The following is an 18013-nucleotide window of genomic DNA, read 5'->3' on the forward strand; positions in this document are numbered from 1 at the left end:
CTTCACCACGCCACTGGCGTCGGAAGCCGCCTGGACCGTATAGGGATAGGCGTTGGAGAAGTCGGTGACGCCGAAAAAACCGTCCTCACCTCCGGCTGGGACGGCGTTTGGTTTCTCCGGGCCTATAACGCCTTCGGCGCTCCGGTAGGCAGCCGGGAATGCGAGGAAGGCCAGATTTACATTGAGCCGCAGGGCATGTGCGTCATGGCGGGCATCGGAATAGAAACCGGGCAGGCGGCCAGGGCCTTGAAGAGTGTGGAAGAGCGGCTGGATACCCAATTTGGAATCGTGCTTCACCAGCCTCCCTATACCGGCTACCGGCTGGAGCTGGGAGAAATCAGCAGCTATCCGCCGGGCTATAAGGAAAACGCGGGCATTTTCTCCCACAACAATCCCTGGATTACCTGGGCGGAGACCCGGCTCGGCCACGGGGACCGGGCCTTTGAAACCTACCGAAAGCTCTGTCCGGCCTATCTGGAAAATGTCAGTGAAATCCACCGTACGGAGCCCTATGTTTACAGCCAAATGGTGGCGGGAAAGGACGCGGCCGTCTTCGGCGAGGCCAAGAACAGCTGGCTCACAGGCGCGTCCGCCTGGAGCTTTACCGCAATCTCCCAGGCCATTCTGGGTATCCATCCGGAGCTGGAGGGTCTGCGGATCGACCCGTGCATTCCCTCCGGCTGGCCCGGATTCACCGTCAGCCGCCGCTTCCGGGGCGCGGTCTACCAGATCGAGGTGGAAAACCCGAAGGGCGTGCAGCACGGCGTGAAAGAACTCTATGCGGACGGCGCACGGCTTAAGGGAACCGTAATCCCTCCCGCCGAAGCGGGAAAAACCGTATCCGTCCGAGTCATTATGGGATAACGCCATGGGATTTCGAAAGGATTTTGTTTGGGGCGCCGCTTCCAGCGCCTATCAGACGGAGGGACACTCCCGGCTGGACGGCGGCGGAGAGTGTATTTGGGACGCCTTCTGCCGCCGTCCGGGAGCCATTGCGGACGCGGGCGGCGGGTCCATCGCCTGCGACGCCTACCACCACTTCGAAGAGGACCTGGACATCCTGGTCCAGCTGGGCATCCGGCACTACCGCTTCTCCACCAGCTGGGCCAGGGTGGACCCTTTGGGCGACGGGAATTGGAACGCCGGCGGCCTGGCTTACTACGACCGGGTGGTGGACGCCTGCCTCGCCCGGGGAATCACTCCCTGGGTGACGCTTTACCACTGGGAGCTGCCTCAGGCGGCGGAGGACCGGGGCGGCTGGCTCCTTCCGGAGACGGCCGCGTCCTTTGGGCGCTTCGCCAGGATGATGGCGGCCCACTTCCGCGGCCGCGTCAGCCATTATTTCACGCTTAACGAGCCGCAGATTGTCTTAAGCCTGGGCTATGCCCAGGGACTGCACGCACCGGGAAAGCAGTACGATCTTCCCCGGCTGGCCTGCTGCTGGAAACACCTGATGATGGCCCACGGCCTGGCGGCCAGGGCCGTCCGCGGGGCCGATCCCGCCGCCCAGGTGGGCCTGGCCTCTACCGGGCGGCTCTGCTGGCCCCACGCCCCGGAGGATCGGGCGGCATCCACAAAGGCGGCGTTCGCCATGCCGGACGAGGACTGGATGTTTACCCATCCCTGCGGGCTGGACGCGGCGTGTTTCGGCCGGGTGGAGCCGGAGGGCCCCCGCCTCGCCGCGCTGATGGATGCCATAACGCCGGAGGAGTGGGAAATCATGCACGTCGTGCCCGACATGATCGGCGTCAACTCCTATAATGGGCATGAAATCGCCGCCGGGCCGGACGGAGAGCCCATATACCTCCCCCGCTGTCCCGGCTTTCCCAGGACGGCGCTGAACTGGCCCATCACGCCGGAGATTATGGAATACGGCTACGCGGATCTCTATCAGCGATACGGCCTGCCCCTGTACGTCACGGAATGCGGCCTGAGCTGCAGCGACCATATTTTCCTGGACGGCAAAGTCCACGATCCGGACCGGATCGATTTCCTGTCCCGATACCTGGACGCCCTCCGGCGGGGCGCGGAGCGGGCCGACATCCGGGGCTTCTTCCACTGGTCCTTGACAGACAATTTCGAGTGGTACAGCGGCTATGGCCAGCGGTTCGGGCTGGTGTATGTGGACTACCCCAGCCAGCGGCGCATCCTGAAGGACAGCGCCTACTGGTACGCTAACACTGCCGCGGACGCCCGCTGAGCACGTCCGGCCGCCGTCTTTCTCCTTGGGCCATCCGATTCTGGGACACGAAGCTGACGGCATACAGCCCCCCGTCCACCAGCGGCTTTATCAAGAAGGCGGGAAGCCCCAGGCAGTCCACCAAAAGGTATATCAGCCCGCAATCCGCCAGCAGAATCGGGAGCAGAATCTTCAAATAGCCGCCCAGGTGATAAGCGCCGCCAAACACCATATGGCGGTTGACGTTGTAATTCACCGTCCCGGAAATGACGCGGGCCAGCACCGCCGCCGGAACGCTCCGGCCCAAAACCAGGTAGTACAGCAGATTAAACGCCAGGTAGTCCACCAGGAACGCCAGCAGCGAGGAGAGCAGAAACCTGGGAAACCGCCGGAACAGGACGGCGTATATCCGCATACCGTCCCGAAGCGGGCGGAAGTGAGACTCGGCGTCGGAATCCTCCGAATAGATGGTCTGGATTTCCACCTCCTCAACGCCCGCCGGAAACAGCGCCGCCGACTGGGCCAGCATCTCCATCTCATACTCATAGCCCTCGCCGGGCAGCTCCAGCAGGCCGGGCAGGCTCCGCTCTGTCAGCGGAATGCCCCGCAGGCCGGTCTGGGTGTCCCGCAGCCGGACACCATACAGCAGACGGAACAGCACTCTTGTCAGTCCGTTGCCCGTTTTGGATCGGGGCGGCATCCGGGACACGTCCCTGGTCCCCAGAACCAATTGAGTGGCGGAGGCGGACAACGCCTCCGCCACCCGGAGGATATCCTCCGGACTGTGCTGTCCGTCCGCGTCCGCCGTGACGACGCCCTCAAAGCCCTGCGCCGCCATATAGGCGATTCCGGTCTTCAAGGCCCGTCCCTTGCCGCAGTTTTTCTTATGGCGCAGAACCACCGCGGCCCCCAGATCCTGAAAGACCGGCTCCGCCGCGGCAGAGCTTCCATCGTTCACCACTACCACAGGAAGGCCCGCTTCACTCAGCCGCCGCACCAGGCCGCTGAGTCCCCGGCCCGGCTCATAGGCGGGAATCAGGACGCCGAGCCGGGCCGATCCGTCTGTTCCGGCTCCGTTTTCTCTTCTGTTTTCCATGCGTCATCTCCTCTTTTCCGCCACAGCAGGAGCACCAGCAGCAGCGCCCCCGCCGCGCCCTCCTTCAGATATGGGTAGCGAAGCGTAATCGTCGTCACGCCCTCCCCCACCACCGTCAGGTGATTGCGGGAAGAAACCGCCCGGCCGCTTTCAAAGTTCTCGTGATAGGCCAGGGTCGTGCTGACCCCAGGCCGGGGAGAGTCCACGGTAATCCGCCGCCCCGCGATCTCCACCTTTAGAGGAACGATCTCCCTCTGGGGCAGCAGGTCGGGGGGCAGCTCCATGGCATAACTCAGCAGCCGCTCTACCACGGGATCTTTCGTCAGGCTGAAAAAATAGGTGAGGTTCAGGCCGACCACAATCAGATTCTCGTTTTTTACGGTGCCGTAAAAATCAAGCTCCAGTCCATCATCCAGAACGGTTCCCCAGCACTGGTCCAGCCCTTCCAGATACACGCAGTCCCAGTCGGTGTGCCCGGGCGGGAAGAGGTCCGTATTTAAAAGGCCGTCCACGGTATCCAGCTCCGGGTATCCGTTAGAGAACGAAATAGGGTTGCACACCACGCCCAGGAAGCCTGTCCCCGTCTATTTTTACCTTCATTGTGCCGAATATCTGCTTCTCCGGATCGCCCAAGGTACGCCCGTCACAGATGAGAAACGTATGTATTCCGGGCTCAAGCTTTGTATACTCGTTGACGCTGTATCCGTCCTCCGTAATCATATGGGGATAGAAATTTCCCTCTTCAAAGAAGCTTTTGTACTCCCGGTCGCCGTTAAACGCGATTTCAATGTCCGCCAGGAAATCCCCGCCCCAGGAATTCAGATGCTCCGGCATGGTGGTCGCCACATGCCCATAGAGGATGCCATCCTCGAAATACAGGGCCCCCTGGCTGTCCGTGTCCTCGGCCTGGCTGCCGGGGGTGGCGTATTGAATGATGCTATGGGGGTAGGCATTCCAATCATCATAAGCGCCGTCAATCTCAATTCCGGTAAAGCTGCCGCCCGTTCCGCCGCCGCCCTGCAAATCGGAAACCCCGGAGATGGCAGGCTCCTCCAGATAGAGGCCGAAGGACACGGTCTTCTGGTAATATGGCAGTTCGCCGGCGGGAATCCGAATCTCCCACTGCCTGCCCACATGGCGGGCCTCCGCCCCCTTCACGCCGTAGACGGAGCCTCCGTTTTCCTTTTTCAGCTGGAACTTCAGCGCCCGGCCCAGGTCCGTCGTGATGACATAGTTGCCGGTGCTGTGGGACCCTGCCGACGCCGCGTCGCCGCCCGGCGTCTCTTTGATGTAAATGTACAGATCGCCGTCAAAGATGAAGGCGGCGCTGTCCAGGTTGTTATTGACGGTGTTGGAATCCCGGATGGGGACCTTCCCCACTGCGTCCCAGTCGGAGAAATCTCCGTCGATGACAATGCCGCGGTAGACGGGCTCTTCCTTAGGAAGCTCCTGCCCGTCCAGCACCGGAAGGCCGGACACAGGCACGGGCTGACCCGCCCAGCCCAGGGAAAGAACGCACCCCTCCCCGGAAACATGGACGGCGGGAATCATCAGCTCCACATAGTACGGCGCGGCGCTCTGCCCGTTGGCCAGGTTCTTCACCGCCATCTCCGCGCCGGGAAAAACCTGGGCCAGGTCGTCCTGGACAGCCTGCCGCGTAACTCCGTCCTGGGTAACGACAATGGGATTCCACTTATAGTGCGTGTCGTAGGGCGTTTCCGCCGTTCCGGTATAGCATACGTACACATTTCCCTCCAGATCCCGGGCCGCCTTCCAGCTTTCAATCTTAGGATTTCCATGGTCCATCCCCGGGACCATTGCCCAATCCTCCAAAGAGCCGTCCAGCGTAATTCTGCCCTGGGTATCGGCGGAGAGGAACGCTACCGGAGCCTCCGGCCCCTCAGGCGGCGGTTCCCCGATTTCCGCGTCCTCCGGCGGCGCTTCCTCCGGCGGGCCGCCGGTTTCCCCGCCGCCCTCCGGCGTTTCAGGACCTATCATATTCTCCGGCGGTTCCCCCTCCCCCGGCAGTTCCGGCGCGGGTTCCGGGGAGCCGTCTTCCTTCTCCCCGTCTTCCGGCGGTTTAAGCTCCGGAGCAGATTCTGCAGATCCGCCGTCCTCCGCTCCGTTTCCGGGTTTTTCAGGTTCCGGCGCAGACTCCGCAGATCCGCCGCTTTCCGCGCCGCCCTCCGGCGTTTCCGGCTTCAGCGCGGGCTCCGTGGGATTGCCGCCCTCCGGCTCCCCGAATTCCGGCGGCGCTCCGGAATTGTCGTCCTCGGGCGCAGACCCATGGAGGCCGTCTTCCAAACCGCCGGAGGACGCGGGAAGCTCCTCTTCTTCGACGGCCAGCGCCGTCACCGGAAGCAATGCCGCAAAAAATACCAACGCCGCTCCAAGTGCGAACACCTTCAACCGCCGTTTTTTCATCTTGACCTTCCCCCTTGAATCTCCGTCAACGCTTTGAATCTGCCGGCAGCGGGCCTCGCTTTCCGGAGGACCTCATGCTCTGTCCAAGGCCTCACTACGAAAACTCTATTTCATTATTATAGCGAACAATGTCGAAATTATCAAGCTTTTTTAAAAAATTAACGTTTTTTGCCTGAAAAAGTGCAAAAATGGAAAAACAGCTTTTTCCATTTTTTCTTGATTCCGGCAGCAAGGGGGCGCTTATTCCTTCTTTTTTTCCATTTTTATCCGGTTTTTAAAATCTTTTAATTTCTTGCACGGTAAATACCACCAACCGCCATTTGGTAAAAATAGTTAATCTTTTGAAAAAATCCTGCCGCCTGCCTCCGCCGCGATCGGAACAACGCGCTTTTATGCCAGTATGCTCCTCCCTGACAGCCAAATCTTATCCGCCGTTCTTTCCGGACCGGCGGGACCTTGGCCGCAGGTTCTTTTTCCCGCGGGAAAAAACTCAAATCTCCCCATTGACAAACGCCGGGAATACGATATAATAACTACGGTTCAAAAAGCCAAACGCCGTGAAAAAGCCAGCCCTGCGAGACGGTTCCTCAGCGAGAGGGGGACGGTGAAAGCCCCTCGTCCACGCCGCAAGGCCGCCACTTTGGAGCGGTCCGCGAAGAGCGGAACGGCTCATCCCCGTTATCGGATGGCTCAAGATGTCCCCCTTTTATCCGGGGATAATTAGGGTGGTACCGCGAAGCAAGCCTTCGCCCCTATGCCGGGGCGGGGCATTTTTATTTTTCCCACATCATTTCAATATTGGAGGAAGAAACACATGTCACACCCCTACCACGGCCTGAACGAGCTGCGGGAGATGTTCCTCAGCTACTTCGAGAGCAAGGGCCATCTCCGCCTGCCCAGCTTTTCCCTGATCCCCCCCGCCAACGACGCCAGCCTGCTCCTCATCAACAGCGGCATGGCCCCCATGAAAACCTGGTTCACCCGGGAGGAGGAGCCCCCTCGGAACCGGGTCTGCACCTGCCAGAAGTGCATCCGCACCGGGGACATTGAAAACATCGGCAAAACCGACCGCCACGGCACCTACTTCGAGATGCTGGGCAACTTCTCCTTCGGCGACTACTTTAAAAAGGACGCCATCCCCTACTGCTGGGAGTTTTTGACCAAGGTTGTCGGCCTGGAGGAGGACCGGCTCTACCCCTCTATTTACCTGGACGACGACGAGGCCTTTGAAATCTGGAACAAGGACATCGGCATCCCCGCCGAGCGCATCTTCCGCTTCGGCAAGGAGGACAACTTCTGGGAGCACGGCGCGGGCCCCTGCGGCCCCTGCTCCGAGGTCTACTACGACCGGGGCAAGGAGCACGGCTGCGGCAAGCCCACCTGCACCGTGGGCTGCGACTGCGACCGCTATATCGAGGTTTGGAACAACGTCTTCTCCCAATTCGTCAACGACGGCGAAGGACACTATGAGGAGATGAAAAACAAAAACATCGACACCGGCATGGGCCTGGAACGGCTGGCCTGTGTGTGCCAGAACGTGGGCTCTCTCTTCGACGTGGACACGGTGATGAACATCACCAACAAGGTCTCTGAAATCACCCACGCCCACTACGGGGAAAGCCACAAAACCGACGTAAGCCTCCGGGTCATCACGGATCATATCCGCTCCTCCGTCATGATGATCTGCGACGGCGTGCTGCCCTCCAACGAGGGCCGGGGCTACGTGCTCCGCCGCCTCCTCCGCCGGGCGGCCCGTCATGGGCGGCTGCTGGGCGTGGAAAAGCCCTTCCTCTTCGACGTGGTGGACACGGTGGTCCGCGAAAACGAGTCCGCCTACCCCGACCTCCGGGAGAAGCAGGGCTATATCACCAAGGTCATCCGCACCGAGGAAGAGAACTTCGCCAAAACCATCGACGGCGGCATGCGGATTTACAACGACCTCCTCGCCGCCCACAAGCAGCGGAACGAAACCGTCTTCTCCGGCGCGGACGCCTTCAAGCTCTATGACACCTTCGGCTTCCCCATTGACCTGACCGCGGAGATGGTGGAGGAAGCAGGCATGACCGTGGACCGGGACGGCTTCAACCAGCTGATGGAGGAGCAGCGGGTCCGGGCGAGAAAGGCCCGGGAGGCCCTGGGCGACCTGGGCTGGGCCGGTATTGAGTTCGGAAGCGAGGTCCCCGCCACGGAGTTCGCGGGCTATGAACAGGACCGCATCCCGGACGCGAAGGTGGTCGCCATCGTGGCCGAGGGAGAGCAGGTGGACGAGATCGTCTCCGGCGTGGAGGCGGCCGTCGTTCTGGACAAGACCCCCTTCTACGCCGAGATGGGCGGCCAGACGGCGGACCACGGCGTACTTCTGGCCGGTAAAATGGGCTTCGAGGTCTTCGACGTGCAGAAGAACAAGGGCGGCAAGTTCCTCCACTCCGGCCGGATGACGGAGGGCGTGCTGAAAGTCGGCGACACGGTCTGCGCCCAGATCGACCCGGAGCGCCGCAAGGCCATCCGCCGGGCCCACAGCGCCACCCACCTGCTGGACGCGGCGCTGAAAAAGGTCCTGGGCGGCCATGTGCATCAGGCGGGCTCCCTGGTGGAGCCGGACCGCATCCGCTTTGACTTCACCCACTTCGAGGCCATCACCCCGGACCAGCTCAGCGAGATTGACCGGCTGGTGAACGACGCCATTCTGGAGGGACTGCCCGTGGTGACGGAGGTCCTGCCCATTGAGGAGGCCAAGCGCAAGGGCGCGGTGGCCATGTTCGGCGAGAAGTACGGCGACGTGGTGCGCGTGGTGGAAATGGGCGATTTCTCCATGGAATTCTGCGGCGGCACCCACCTGGACAACACCGCCAAGGCCGGTCCCTTCCGCATCAAGTCCGAGGGGTCTGTGGCCTCCGGCGTGCGCCGCATCGAGGCCACCGTGGGCAAGCTGACCCTGGAGACGGTGAACCGGAACCAGCAGATGCTGTTCCACGCCGCCCAGATGCTGAAAACCTCTCCGGCGGAGCTGGAGGGCCGCATCGAACAGCAGCTGGCCGAGACCAAGGAGCTGCGCCAGGCCCTGGACAAGTTCAAGGCCGAGGCCTCCCTGGGCGAGGCCCGGAACTTCCTCATGAGCGCCAAGGACGTGAAGGGCCTCAAGGTCCTCACCGCCCAGCGGGACGGCCTGGACGCCAACGCCCTGCGGAAGATGGGCGACTTCCTCCGGGACAAGGAGCCCGGCGTGGTGGGCGTCATGGCCTCCGTCAACGACGGAAAAATCACCTTCCAGGCGGTCTGCGGCAAGGAGGCCGTGGCCCGGGGCGTGAAGGCCGGAGACATCATCAAGGCCATCGCCCCCGTCTGCGGCGGCAAGGGCGGCGGAAAGCCGGACAGTGCCATGGGCGGCGGCACGGACGTTTTAAAACTGGACGATGCCCTGGCCATGGTGGACGACTTTGTGGCCGGGAAGCTGAACTGAGAAGCTGAGCTGAAAGGAGTATTCCCATGCTGATTGAATTTGACAAGATGGAGCCCCAGATCATCCCCCACATGCGGGGCGGCGAAAAGGAAGTACGAGCCAGAATGTACACCGACCCGCAGAACAAGATCATGCGGGGGCGGCTGATCCCCGGCGCCTCCATCGGGATGCACACCCATGAGACCAGCAGCGAAATCATCTATATCCTCTCCGGTAAGGGAAAAATTCTCTATGACGGCGGCTGTGAACCCCTGGAGCCCGGTTCCTGCCACTACTGCCCCAAGGGCCACGCCCACAGCCTGATGAACGACAGCCCTGAGGGCGGCGAGGATCTGCGGTTCTTCGCGGTTGTGCCGGAGCACTGCGCAGAATGACGCTTCCCAAGGACCCGGCCATTTTGCTGAGCTGCGTTAATACCAAGCTCCGGGACGAATACCCCAGCCTGTCCGAGCTCTGCGCCGCCCTGGACGCGGACCGGGCGGAACTGGAATCCGTACTGGCAGGACTGGGCTACCACTACAGTCCCAGCCGGAATCAATTCATCTAATTCTTCACACAAAGGAGGTTTTTCCATGTCCGACTGCCTATTCTGCAAAATCGCCGCCGGGGAGATCCCCAGCAATAAGGTCTACGAGGACGAGGTCTGTTTCGCCTTCCACGACATCGCGCCGCAGGCCCCCACCCACTTCCTGGTGATCCCCAAGGCCCACATCGGCTCCGTCTCCGAGGTGACGGCGGACAACGGCGGCGTGGTGGCCCACATCTTCGAGGTTATCGCCAAGCTCTCCAAGGAGCTTGGTTTGGAGAGCTACCGGGTAGTCTCCAACATCGGCGAACAGGCGGGCCAGAGCGTCTTCCACCTGCACTTTCATGTCCTGTCCGGCCGGGATATGACCTGGCCTCCGGGCTGATTTCGTCCAAAATCTGCGGATTTTGGACGAGGGAAGCTTGCACTCCCCCACGCGCACTCAGCCCCCACCCGCTAAGGCGGGTGGGGGCTTCGCACACTTCGGGGGGTGAGATGTGTTTTTCATGACGCGCATGCCATCATGAAAAACAGATTTCAATTTCTTTCGCCGCTCCGGCAGCGAAACTCTGCCGAGGGCTTTTTACGGGCTGACGCCCGGTTTTTACTCGGACACATAAGCGCCGCCAGGGAGCTCCAAAGCCCCGCTGGGGCCGGAAGCGGAAGGTCCGGCGTTCACCGTCTCAGAAGGCTCCGTCTGGGGCGCGGCGGGCACCGCGGCGGGCTGGGTCTGCTCCGTACCTTCTACAAAGACATACCCGCCGGACTCCGGCTCCTCCTCTTCGCCAATGACGACCCACCGCTGGGGCTCCTCTTCCCCGATCTGCTCCCGGATATAGGCCGCAATCTCGTCCAGAGTCTCCGCCCCGGCGATTTCCTCGTAGGTGCTCCGGTCAAAGACTAGGCCCTCCGCCGTATCGGCAAAAACGTAGCGGGTCCCCTCTCCCAGGTAGAAGTCCGCCAGGTCGGCGTAGCAGAAATACGAACTTCCCTGCTTCCAGCCCGTGTCCTGGTCCGTCCGGGCGGGCATGAAGATGGCCTCGCCGCCCACGTCCAGGTCCTCCAGGGCCCCGGAGATGGAGGTGGACATATAGCCCCTGGCTCCCAGCCAGAGAAGGCTGTAGGTCTCCCCCACTGTCAGGCCGCCTCGGATGGAGTCTGTAACCTCAACGAGGGCGCGGGTATAATAGTGCTCCATATCCCCAGCGTCCGGCTCCACCATAAAATAGTGCAGCTCCCGGACGGTTCCCCGGAAAATCACCGTATCCTGGGCGAAAATCTCCTCCGGGGACAGCCAGGCAAGGCAGGACGACATGCCTATCATCTCATCGCCGCTTCCCGGGCCGCTTAGCTGGCCGATCTCCACGCCGGTGGAATAGTCGGGATGGGTGGGCCGGTTCGGGCTGTCCGTCCAATAATCGGAGCCGTCCAGGCCCCCTGCCGCCGTTTCGCCGCCGGAATCCGCCTCCCCAGGATTGAACGGCCGGACGGCGGCTTTCCAGACGTCGGGGTCCTCGCCCGCTTCAGCGCCCGGATTGAAGCTCTTGACGATAGCCGTCCATTTCCAGTGGTCCGCCTCCCGCAGTTCCGGCGCCGCGGCCACCGTCACCACCAGCGCCAGGCACGCCGCCAGCGCGCCGAAGCGCCGCCAGGGGTGGATTTGCTTTTTCACGATTTCCGCCGCCTCGATTTGGTCCTCCCGGACCTCCCCCACGGCGCGGAACAGTTCTTCTCTGGTCATAGGTCATAGCCCTCCTTCCTCAGATGCTCCTTCAGACCCCGCCGGGTCCGGTGGAGCAGGGATTTCACTTTGGATTGGCTGTACCCCGTCCCGGCGGCGATCTCCGCCACACCGTCGCAGTACCAGTACCGCCGCAAAAACACCAGCCGGGCCGCCGGAGACGCGGTATCCAGAAAGCCGGAGATGGCCTCCCCCAACCGGCGGAAATCGAAGTCCTCCTCCAGCGGCGTGCCGCCCACACAGTCCCCCAGCTCCTCCAGCACCGCCTCGAAGCCGCCGTCCCGCCGCTGGGCGCTGTTATAGTCGTAGCGGTCCAGCGCCGTGTTTCGGGCGATGCGGCCCAGAAGGGGCGGCAATCGGGCGGGCTTTTGGGGCGGCATGGCGTTCCAGGCCCCCAGCCAGGTGTCGCTGAGACATTCCTCCGCGTCCCGGCCGTCTCCCAGCACCCGGCAGATGATCCGGGAGCAGTAAGCGCCGTATTTCTCCGCCGTCCGGCGGATGGCCTCCTCTGAACGCGCCCAGTACAGGGCGATGATGTCCTTGTCCTCCATGACGTGGGTCCCTCCTTTGAAAGCCGCTTTCACCTATATAGTCGGAAAACGGAGGCCTCCGGTTGCGTGGAAGGGCAAAAAAACAGGCGGGGATGTTTCCCTGCCTGTTTCTCGCTTACAGCATATCATCCAGCGAATAGCGGTGGAGCTTCCCCGGCAGTTCCTTACTGCGGGTAGCCAGACCCGCGGCGTAGCCGGGGAATGTGTCCAGCGGGTAGTAGTACTCCCCCGGCTGGAGCGGGGACTCGGAGCGCATAATGGTGCCCACACCGTTTCCGCTGCGCTTTGCCCGGGCCTCCCGGCGGACCCAGATCTGGAAAAAGGCCTCCTCCGTACTCACATGGGCCAGGCGGACCATCATCCGCTGGCCCACGGGGCGGACACGCTCGATGTCCACGCCGATCTCCTGGTCGGAAACCCCCACCAGCACCGCGCCGCTGGAGTGGCTGATGTTGAAGTGCACGTCGGGATATCCAGGAAAATAGGGCTTCCCCAAGCGGCCCAGGGCCACCTCCGGCAGCTCCTTCCAGCCGTACTTCTGCCGCAGGGCCAAACACAAAATCAAATAGGCGCAAAGGGGCTCCCTCTGCTTCTCCACTTCCTTCATGCGCAAAAGGCGCTCCCGGCGGTCCGGGGGCAGCAGGGGCAGGATGGCCTCCCGCTCCGGCTCCGACAGGGGGCGCTCCATCCGGGCCGTCCACAATTCAATGGGCATGGCGGTCCTCCTTACTTCGTTTCTCTCCCTTATTTTAAGCGCTTATCCCCAGCCTGTAAAGCCCCCGCCGGAAAGTTTTCAAAAAATATCGAGAAAAAAAGAGGAAAATCAAAAGCGGCGGCGTATATAAAAACATCACCGGAAAATCCGCCTTCCCAGGCGTTCTCACTTTTTCGGTATGACCAGAGCAGATTTTGGCTAAACTGACCGAAAGGAGGGGGCGGGCTATGGCGTTTCCCCAAAGCTTTTTGGACGAGCTGATGGCCAGAAGCGACATTGCGGACGTAGTGGGCAGCTATGTCCAGCTCACCCGCAGGGGCTCCAACCTCTTCGGCCTCTGCCCCTTCCACAGCGAGAAAACCGGCTCCTTCTCCGTCTCGCCGGACAAGCAGATTTATTACTGCTTCGGCTGCAAGCGGGGGGGCGGCGTCATCAACTTCATCATGGAGGAGGAAAACCTCCCCTTCCCCGACGCGGTGCGGTTCCTTGCCAAGCGGGCGGGGCTGGAGGTGCCGGAGGAGGAGAGCGACCGGGAGGCCGGGCGCCGCCGCCAGCGGCTTTTGGATTTGAACCGGGACGCCGCCAGGTTCTATTACCGCCTCCTTCAGCAGCCGGAGGGCCGGGCTGTTCAGGAGTACCTGGACCGGCGGCAGATTCGGAAAGGCACTGCCAAAAATTTCGGCATGGGGGCCTCCCTGGATGCCTGGGACGTACTGCTGAACGAGATGACCGCCAAGGGCTACAGCAAGGCCGAGCTGCTGTCCGCGGGGCTCATTGTGGACAACAAGCGGGGCGGGTTCTACGACAAATTCCGAAACCGCCTCATGCTCCCGGTCATCGATACCCGGGGGGACGTGGTGGCCTTCGGCAGCCGGGTGCTGGACAAGTCCGAGCCCAAGTATATGAACTCGTCGGAAACCCCGGTGTACAGCAAGCGGCGGGTCCTCTACGGGCTGAACCTGGCGAAGAAAAGCAAGCGGCCCAACATCATCCTCTGCGAGGGAAACCTGGACATTGTCACCCTTCACCAGGCTGGCTTTGACAACGCGGTGGCCTCCATGGGCACCGCCCTGACGCCGGAGCAGATCCGGCTCCTCTCCCGGTTTACCAAGGAATTGGTGCTGTGCTACGACAACGACAACGCCGGGAAAATCGCCACGGAGCGGGCCTTGCAGTTGCTCAACGGCTCGGAGTTCTCCGTCAAGGTCCTTCAGCTTCCCCGGCGGCGGACCGGGGACGGGGAGCTTGTAAAGCAGGACGCCGACGACTTCATCAAAAACCAGGGCCCCGCCGCCTTTGAGCGGCTTCTGAGCGGCAGCGAGAACGGCGTGGAGTTTCGCATGGCCCAAGTGGCCGGGAAATATGATCTGGACAGCGACGAGCAGCGGGTGGCCTACAGCCAGGAGATCAGCGAACTGCTGGCCTCCCTCCCCGGGGCGGTGGAGCGGGAAATCTACGCCGCCCGGGCCGCCGAGACCGCCCGCATCACCCCCGACGCCATGAAGCTGGAGGTCCAGCGGGCCTGGAAACGGAAGGCCGCCAGGGAGAACCGGGCGGAGCTCCGAAAGGAGCTGAACCCCGCCGTTCAGTCCCAGCCCCAGGAACGGGCCCTGCGCTATGAGAATGTGCGCTCCGCCCGGGCGGAGGAGGGCGTGCTCCGGCTGCTGCTCTTGGACGACAGCCTCTTCCCTGCCCAGCCGCCCTTGCAGGAGGCGGACTTCTCCTCTCCCCTGCTGGGCCGGGTCTTCGCCCTGCTGTGGCGGGCGAAGGAGGAGGGCCGGGCCCCCGCCCTGCCCGCCCTGGCGGCGGAACTGACGGCGGAGGAGATGAACCACGTTACCGCTGTCTGCCAGCGGCCGGAATCCGTCCAAAACGGGCGGCAGGCCCTGGCGGATTACATACGCGTCATACAGGCGGAGGCCGCGAAACGCTCCGGCGTAGAAACGGACCCCCTGTTGGCGGCGGCAGAAAAACATAAAGATAAAAAGGGAGAAAAACGGAATGTCTAATAAACAGGATGCCAAGGAGCTGGAGCGTCAGGCCGACGCCATTTTAGCCGCCGCCGAGGCGGAGGGGGCCCCGGAAGAGCCCGCTCCTCCCCGGATCATGACCGACGAGGAGGCCAAGAAGGCCGGCATCGTCCGGCTGGACGACAAGCAGGTGGCCGCCCTTCCCGCCGCCTCCTGGCTCATCAACAACGAAAAGCTCCGGGAGCTGCTGGCCAAGAGCAAGAAAAAGGGCAAGGTGGAGTCCGCCGAGCTGATGGAGGCCGTGGACGATCTGAACCTCGAGGGCGAGCAGATGGACCAGCTCTATGACTCCCTGGAGGCACTGAACATCGACATCAGCGCCGAGGATGACCTGCTCCCGGAGCTCCCCGAGGAGGGCCCCGCCGCCGAGGAGATCGCCGGCATGGAGGAAGAGGAGCTGGTGGACCCCAACACCCTGGTCAACAGCTTCTCCATCGACGACCCCGTCCGCATGTATTTAAAGGAGATCGGCAAGGTGGCCCTGCTGACGCCGGAGGAGGAGGTCAGCCTGGCCCAGGCCATGTCCGCCGGGAACGAGGCGGCCGAGAAGCTGGCGGAGCTCCGCCGCCAGCGGGAAGAGGGCGCGGAGATCGACCCCGCCCTGGAGGCGGCCCTGCGCAAGCAGTACCGCGCCGGCGAGACCGCCAAGCAGAAGCTGGCGGAAGCCAACCTCCGTCTGGTAGTTTCCATTGCGAAACGCTATGTAGGCCGTGGGATGCTGTTCCTGGACCTGATCCAGGAGGGCAACCTGGGCCTCATTAAGGCCGTGGAAAAGTTCGACTACACCAAGGGCTACAAGTTCTCCACCTACGCCACCTGGTGGATCCGCCAGGCCATTACCCGGGCCATTGCCGACCAGGCCAGGACCATCCGCATTCCCGTCCACATGGTGGAGACCATCAACAAAGTCATCCGGGTCAGCCGCCAGCTCCTCCAGGAGCTGGGACACGACCCCTCCCCCAACGAGATTGCCGCGGAGATGAACATGCCCGTGGACAAGGTGCGGGAGATCATGAAGATCGCCCAAGAGCCCGTGTCCCTGGAAACCCCCATCGGCGAAGAGGAGGACTCCCACTTGGGGGACTTCATCCCGGACGAAGGGGCGTCGGAGCCCAGCGAGGCTGCGTCCTTCACCCTGCTGAAGGAACAGCTGATGGACGTGCTGTCCACTTTAACGCCCCGGGAGGAGAAAGTCCTTAAGCTTCGTTTCGGCATTGAGGACGGGCGGACCCGGACCTTGGAGGAAGTGGGCAAGGAGTTTAACGTCACCCGGGAGCGCATCCGGCAGATCGAGGCCAAGGCTCTGCGGAAGCTCCGGCATCCCTCCAGGAGCAAAAAGCTGAAAGATTTTTTAAACTGATCAAAAGAGAAGGAAGCCCGCCGGCAGGCTTCCTTCTCTTTTATTTATTTCAAGTAGCTCAGCAGCCTTCCCGCCTCCAGGGCGGCCTGGGCCCGGACGCCGTCGAAGTCCACGTAGGGGTTATAGACCGCTTCCAGGGCGTCGTGATTCCGCTTGGCGTCTTTCAGCGCGTCTATCGCCTCCTCCCGGAGCAGGGCGGTCATCCGGGTCTGGAAGCGGAGGCGGGACCGGCCCTCGGTCTCCGTCATGGCGTCCAGCCGGATGCGGCGGTAGGGCTTTTTGCCGTAGTCCATCCCCGGGCAGGAGGTGACGAAAGCCAGCCCCAGGCCGGGAATCAGCAGGTGCTCGATGCGGCTTAGGTCCTCCGGAGCGGGACAGACGATGGTATTCCAGCCCTTCTCCGCCGCCGCCGCGTGTAGCCGGGCCAGGGCCCCGCCCGCCAGCTCCCAGGTGTCGGCGAACTCATAGACCTTGGGGCAGAGAACGTCCACGCTGTCAAAGCGCCAGACACAGCCCTTGTGGGTGACGCTGCCCAGGAAGCGGCGGGTGGTCCTCCCGCTCTGGTCCCCCCTGGAACGAAGCTCCCGGGCGATGATGCCCCGGACCCGGCGGTCCAGGCGCTCGGCGTCGAAGGACTTCGCCACGGAGGCCACGGCGTCCAGCTCCACCTGGCGGGCGGCTTTTAGGTTGTGGTAGGCCCGGACGTAGGCGGCTTTGTAGGCGTTGGTGCGGGTCTTGACTTCCTCCGCGGCGTTCTTGGCGGCGGTGAGATCGTAGAAGCGGCCCAGGTCCACGTAGCGGTCCACGGCGGCGGGGTATTGGGGTTCGATGACGTGGGGCGACGTCCCATCCGCCACGGCGCAGCGGAGCTCCGGGAGCACCACGCCGTCCAGGGAATCCGGGTCCCCGGAGCACCAGAGGTACTCCACCGCCGTGCCCGCCTCCTCCATCGCCCGGCCGATCTCCCGCATGAAGGTGTTCTTCCCTACCCCGGGGCCGCCCTTTAAGACCATGAAGTCATATGTATCTTCGATGTCCACCATCTCGGAAAACAGGTTCCGAAAGCCCTCGCCGCTGTTGGCTCCTACAAAAAAATTAGTCACTTGTGCCATAGGTTTGCCCTCCCAAAGGTTTTTTACATGCTCAGCGTATGCCGGGAGGTCTTGGCCTGACAGTGATTTTCATGAAAAAAGCCTCCCAACAGGGAGGCTTTGCGTTTTACAGCTCGTCAATTTTCATCTTATCAATCTGGTCTCTGACCCTCCGCTTCTCCCGGACCGCCCAGTAGATGGCCAGGAGCACCAGGGTGGGGATGTTCCCCGCCAGCAAGGTCACCAGCACCGTCAGCACGTTCTGGGACACGCTGCCGGTATCCACAATATTCAATACCAGCAGCAAAGACTGCAAAAACGTCAGCAGCGGCAGAACCAGCCCCGGCCAGCGGCTCTCCCGCTTGGAGAGGAAGATTTGAAGAAAGACACCGCCTATCAGAAACACCAGCAGGAACAGCAGAGAAACAATCACAAACCTAGACGCAATAGCCATCATTCAACCTCCATTTTCTTTTGGGCCTCCCGGTAGGCGGCAATCAAAATCTTCGCGGTGTCGAAGTCCAGCTTGTCGTCCACCGCCAGCCGCTTCACCAGAGCCACGTAAGGGTCCGCTTCCGCCGTGTCGCTGAGGCGGATTTTTTGAATCAGGCGGTCCAAGCGCAGGCGGACCGTGGGATAGCTGACACCGTACTGGGCCGCCACCTCCTTCAAGGAGCCGGAGGCCAGGAGAAAGCGCTTCACAAAGGTCAGGTCCTGTTCGTCCAGGTCCGCTATCCAGGGGGGCGGGGTGGTCATAGGCGCGGCCTCCTTTCATAATATTAAATATAAACCTTAATTTTATGAAAGTCAAGTTTTATTTTTTCTTTTAGAAAATAAAAA

The 18013-nt window shown here is 62.2% G+C and carries 16 protein-coding genes and 1 pseudogene; 8 read left to right on the plus strand and 9 right to left on the minus strand.

Annotated elements, in window-relative coordinates:
• Window positions 1-81: 81 nt before the first annotated feature.
• Together Q1M04_RS02660 and Q1M04_RS02665 are read left to right on the plus strand one after the other, a co-directional pair.
• A pseudogene (locus Q1M04_RS02660) lies at window positions 82-864 on the plus strand (glycosyl hydrolase family 65 protein); the annotation flags it as partial.
• Window positions 865-868: 4 nt separating this feature from the next.
• On the plus strand, window positions 869-2200 hold the full coding sequence (locus Q1M04_RS02665; RefSeq protein ID WP_297997947.1) for a glycoside hydrolase family 1 protein: 1332 nt from the start codon (window positions 869-871) through the stop codon (window positions 2198-2200).
• Here Q1M04_RS02665 and Q1M04_RS02670 read toward each other — a convergent pair.
• From Q1M04_RS02670 to Q1M04_RS02680, 3 genes are read right to left on the minus strand one after another with little or no spacing between them, the layout of a single operon-like run.
• The gene (locus Q1M04_RS02670; protein WP_297997949.1) at window positions 2175-3275 is read right to left on the minus strand and encodes a glycosyltransferase; all 1101 of its coding nucleotides are present in this window, start codon (window positions 3273-3275) and stop codon (window positions 2175-2177) included. The two genes, Q1M04_RS02665 and Q1M04_RS02670, sit on opposite strands and share 26 nt — an antisense overlap.
• Window positions 3215-3787, minus strand: coding sequence for a hypothetical protein (locus Q1M04_RS02675; protein WP_297997951.1), 573 nt, complete (start codon window positions 3785-3787; stop codon window positions 3215-3217). The genes Q1M04_RS02670 and Q1M04_RS02675 overlap by 61 nt, the downstream gene beginning before the upstream one ends.
• A gap of 22 nt (window positions 3788-3809) precedes the next feature.
• Window positions 3810-5699, minus strand: coding sequence for a hypothetical protein (locus Q1M04_RS02680; RefSeq protein WP_297997953.1), 1890 nt, complete (start codon window positions 5697-5699; stop codon window positions 3810-3812).
• Window positions 5700-6513: 814 nt separating this feature from the next.
• On the opposite strand from Q1M04_RS02680, the gene alaS reads away from it, so the two are divergent.
• From alaS to Q1M04_RS02700, 4 genes are read left to right on the plus strand one after another with little or no spacing between them, the layout of a single operon-like run.
• Window positions 6514-9159, plus strand: coding sequence for an alanine--tRNA ligase (gene alaS / locus Q1M04_RS02685; protein WP_297997955.1), 2646 nt, complete (start codon window positions 6514-6516; stop codon window positions 9157-9159).
• A gap of 26 nt (window positions 9160-9185) precedes the next feature.
• Window positions 9186-9533, plus strand: a complete 348-nt coding sequence (locus Q1M04_RS02690; RefSeq protein WP_297997958.1) for a cupin domain-containing protein — start codon at window positions 9186-9188, stop codon at window positions 9531-9533.
• Window positions 9530-9706: a DUF4250 domain-containing protein gene (locus tag Q1M04_RS02695; protein WP_295755177.1), complete on the plus strand. Its 177-nt coding sequence runs from the start codon at window positions 9530-9532 to the stop codon at window positions 9704-9706. Before Q1M04_RS02690 ends, Q1M04_RS02695 begins: the two co-directional genes overlap by 4 nt.
• A gap of 25 nt (window positions 9707-9731) precedes the next feature.
• Window positions 9732-10070: a histidine triad nucleotide-binding protein gene (locus Q1M04_RS02700; protein ID WP_297997960.1), complete on the plus strand. Its 339-nt coding sequence runs from the start codon at window positions 9732-9734 to the stop codon at window positions 10068-10070.
• A 219-nt stretch (window positions 10071-10289) separates the two neighbouring features.
• Here Q1M04_RS02700 and Q1M04_RS02705 read toward each other — a convergent pair whose 3' ends face one another.
• The 3 genes from Q1M04_RS02705 to Q1M04_RS02715 form a co-directional block, all read right to left on the minus strand.
• Entirely contained in the window at window positions 10290-11426 is a 1137-nt protein-coding gene (locus Q1M04_RS02705; protein WP_297997962.1) for a hypothetical protein, read from the minus strand.
• Window positions 11423-11977, minus strand: coding sequence for an RNA polymerase sigma factor (locus Q1M04_RS02710; protein ID WP_297997963.1), 555 nt, complete (start codon window positions 11975-11977; stop codon window positions 11423-11425). Before Q1M04_RS02710 ends, Q1M04_RS02705 begins: the two co-directional genes overlap by 4 nt.
• Before the next feature lie 115 nt (window positions 11978-12092).
• The gene (locus tag Q1M04_RS02715) at window positions 12093-12692 is read right to left on the minus strand and encodes a 4'-phosphopantetheinyl transferase superfamily protein (protein ID WP_204789356.1); all 600 of its coding nucleotides are present in this window, start codon (window positions 12690-12692) and stop codon (window positions 12093-12095) included.
• Window positions 12693-12919: 227 nt separating this feature from the next.
• Between Q1M04_RS02715 and dnaG the strand changes: the two genes are divergently transcribed.
• Window positions 12920-14701, plus strand: coding sequence for a DNA primase (gene dnaG, locus Q1M04_RS02720; protein WP_297997967.1), 1782 nt, complete (start codon window positions 12920-12922; stop codon window positions 14699-14701).
• Window positions 14694-16082 carry an RNA polymerase sigma factor RpoD gene (gene rpoD / locus Q1M04_RS02725; RefSeq protein ID WP_243414136.1) on the plus strand — a complete coding sequence of 463 codons (1389 nt, stop codon included), beginning with the start codon at window positions 14694-14696 and terminating at the stop codon, window positions 16080-16082. Before dnaG ends, rpoD begins: the two co-directional genes overlap by 8 nt.
• A 44-nt stretch (window positions 16083-16126) precedes the next feature.
• On the opposite strand, the gene Q1M04_RS02730 is transcribed toward rpoD, so the two are convergent.
• From Q1M04_RS02730 to Q1M04_RS02740, 3 genes are all read right to left on the minus strand, one after another.
• Complete coding sequence (locus Q1M04_RS02730) at window positions 16127-17194, minus strand: hypothetical protein (RefSeq protein WP_297997970.1); 1068 nt, start codon at window positions 17192-17194, stop codon at window positions 16127-16129.
• 106 nt (window positions 17195-17300) lie between these two features.
• On the minus strand, window positions 17301-17627 hold the full coding sequence (locus Q1M04_RS02735) for a hypothetical protein (protein ID WP_295755190.1): 327 nt from the start codon (window positions 17625-17627) through the stop codon (window positions 17301-17303).
• A complete protein-coding gene (locus Q1M04_RS02740) occupies window positions 17627-17929 on the minus strand; it encodes a DUF2089 family protein (protein WP_297997971.1) in 303 nt (100 codons plus the stop codon). The genes Q1M04_RS02735 and Q1M04_RS02740 overlap by 1 nt, the downstream gene beginning before the upstream one ends.
• Window positions 17930-18013: the final 84 nt, after the last annotated feature.

It is taken from the genome of uncultured Oscillibacter sp., from assembly GCF_950073225.1.
Classification (GTDB): Bacteria; Bacillota; Clostridia; order Oscillospirales; family Oscillospiraceae; genus Oscillibacter.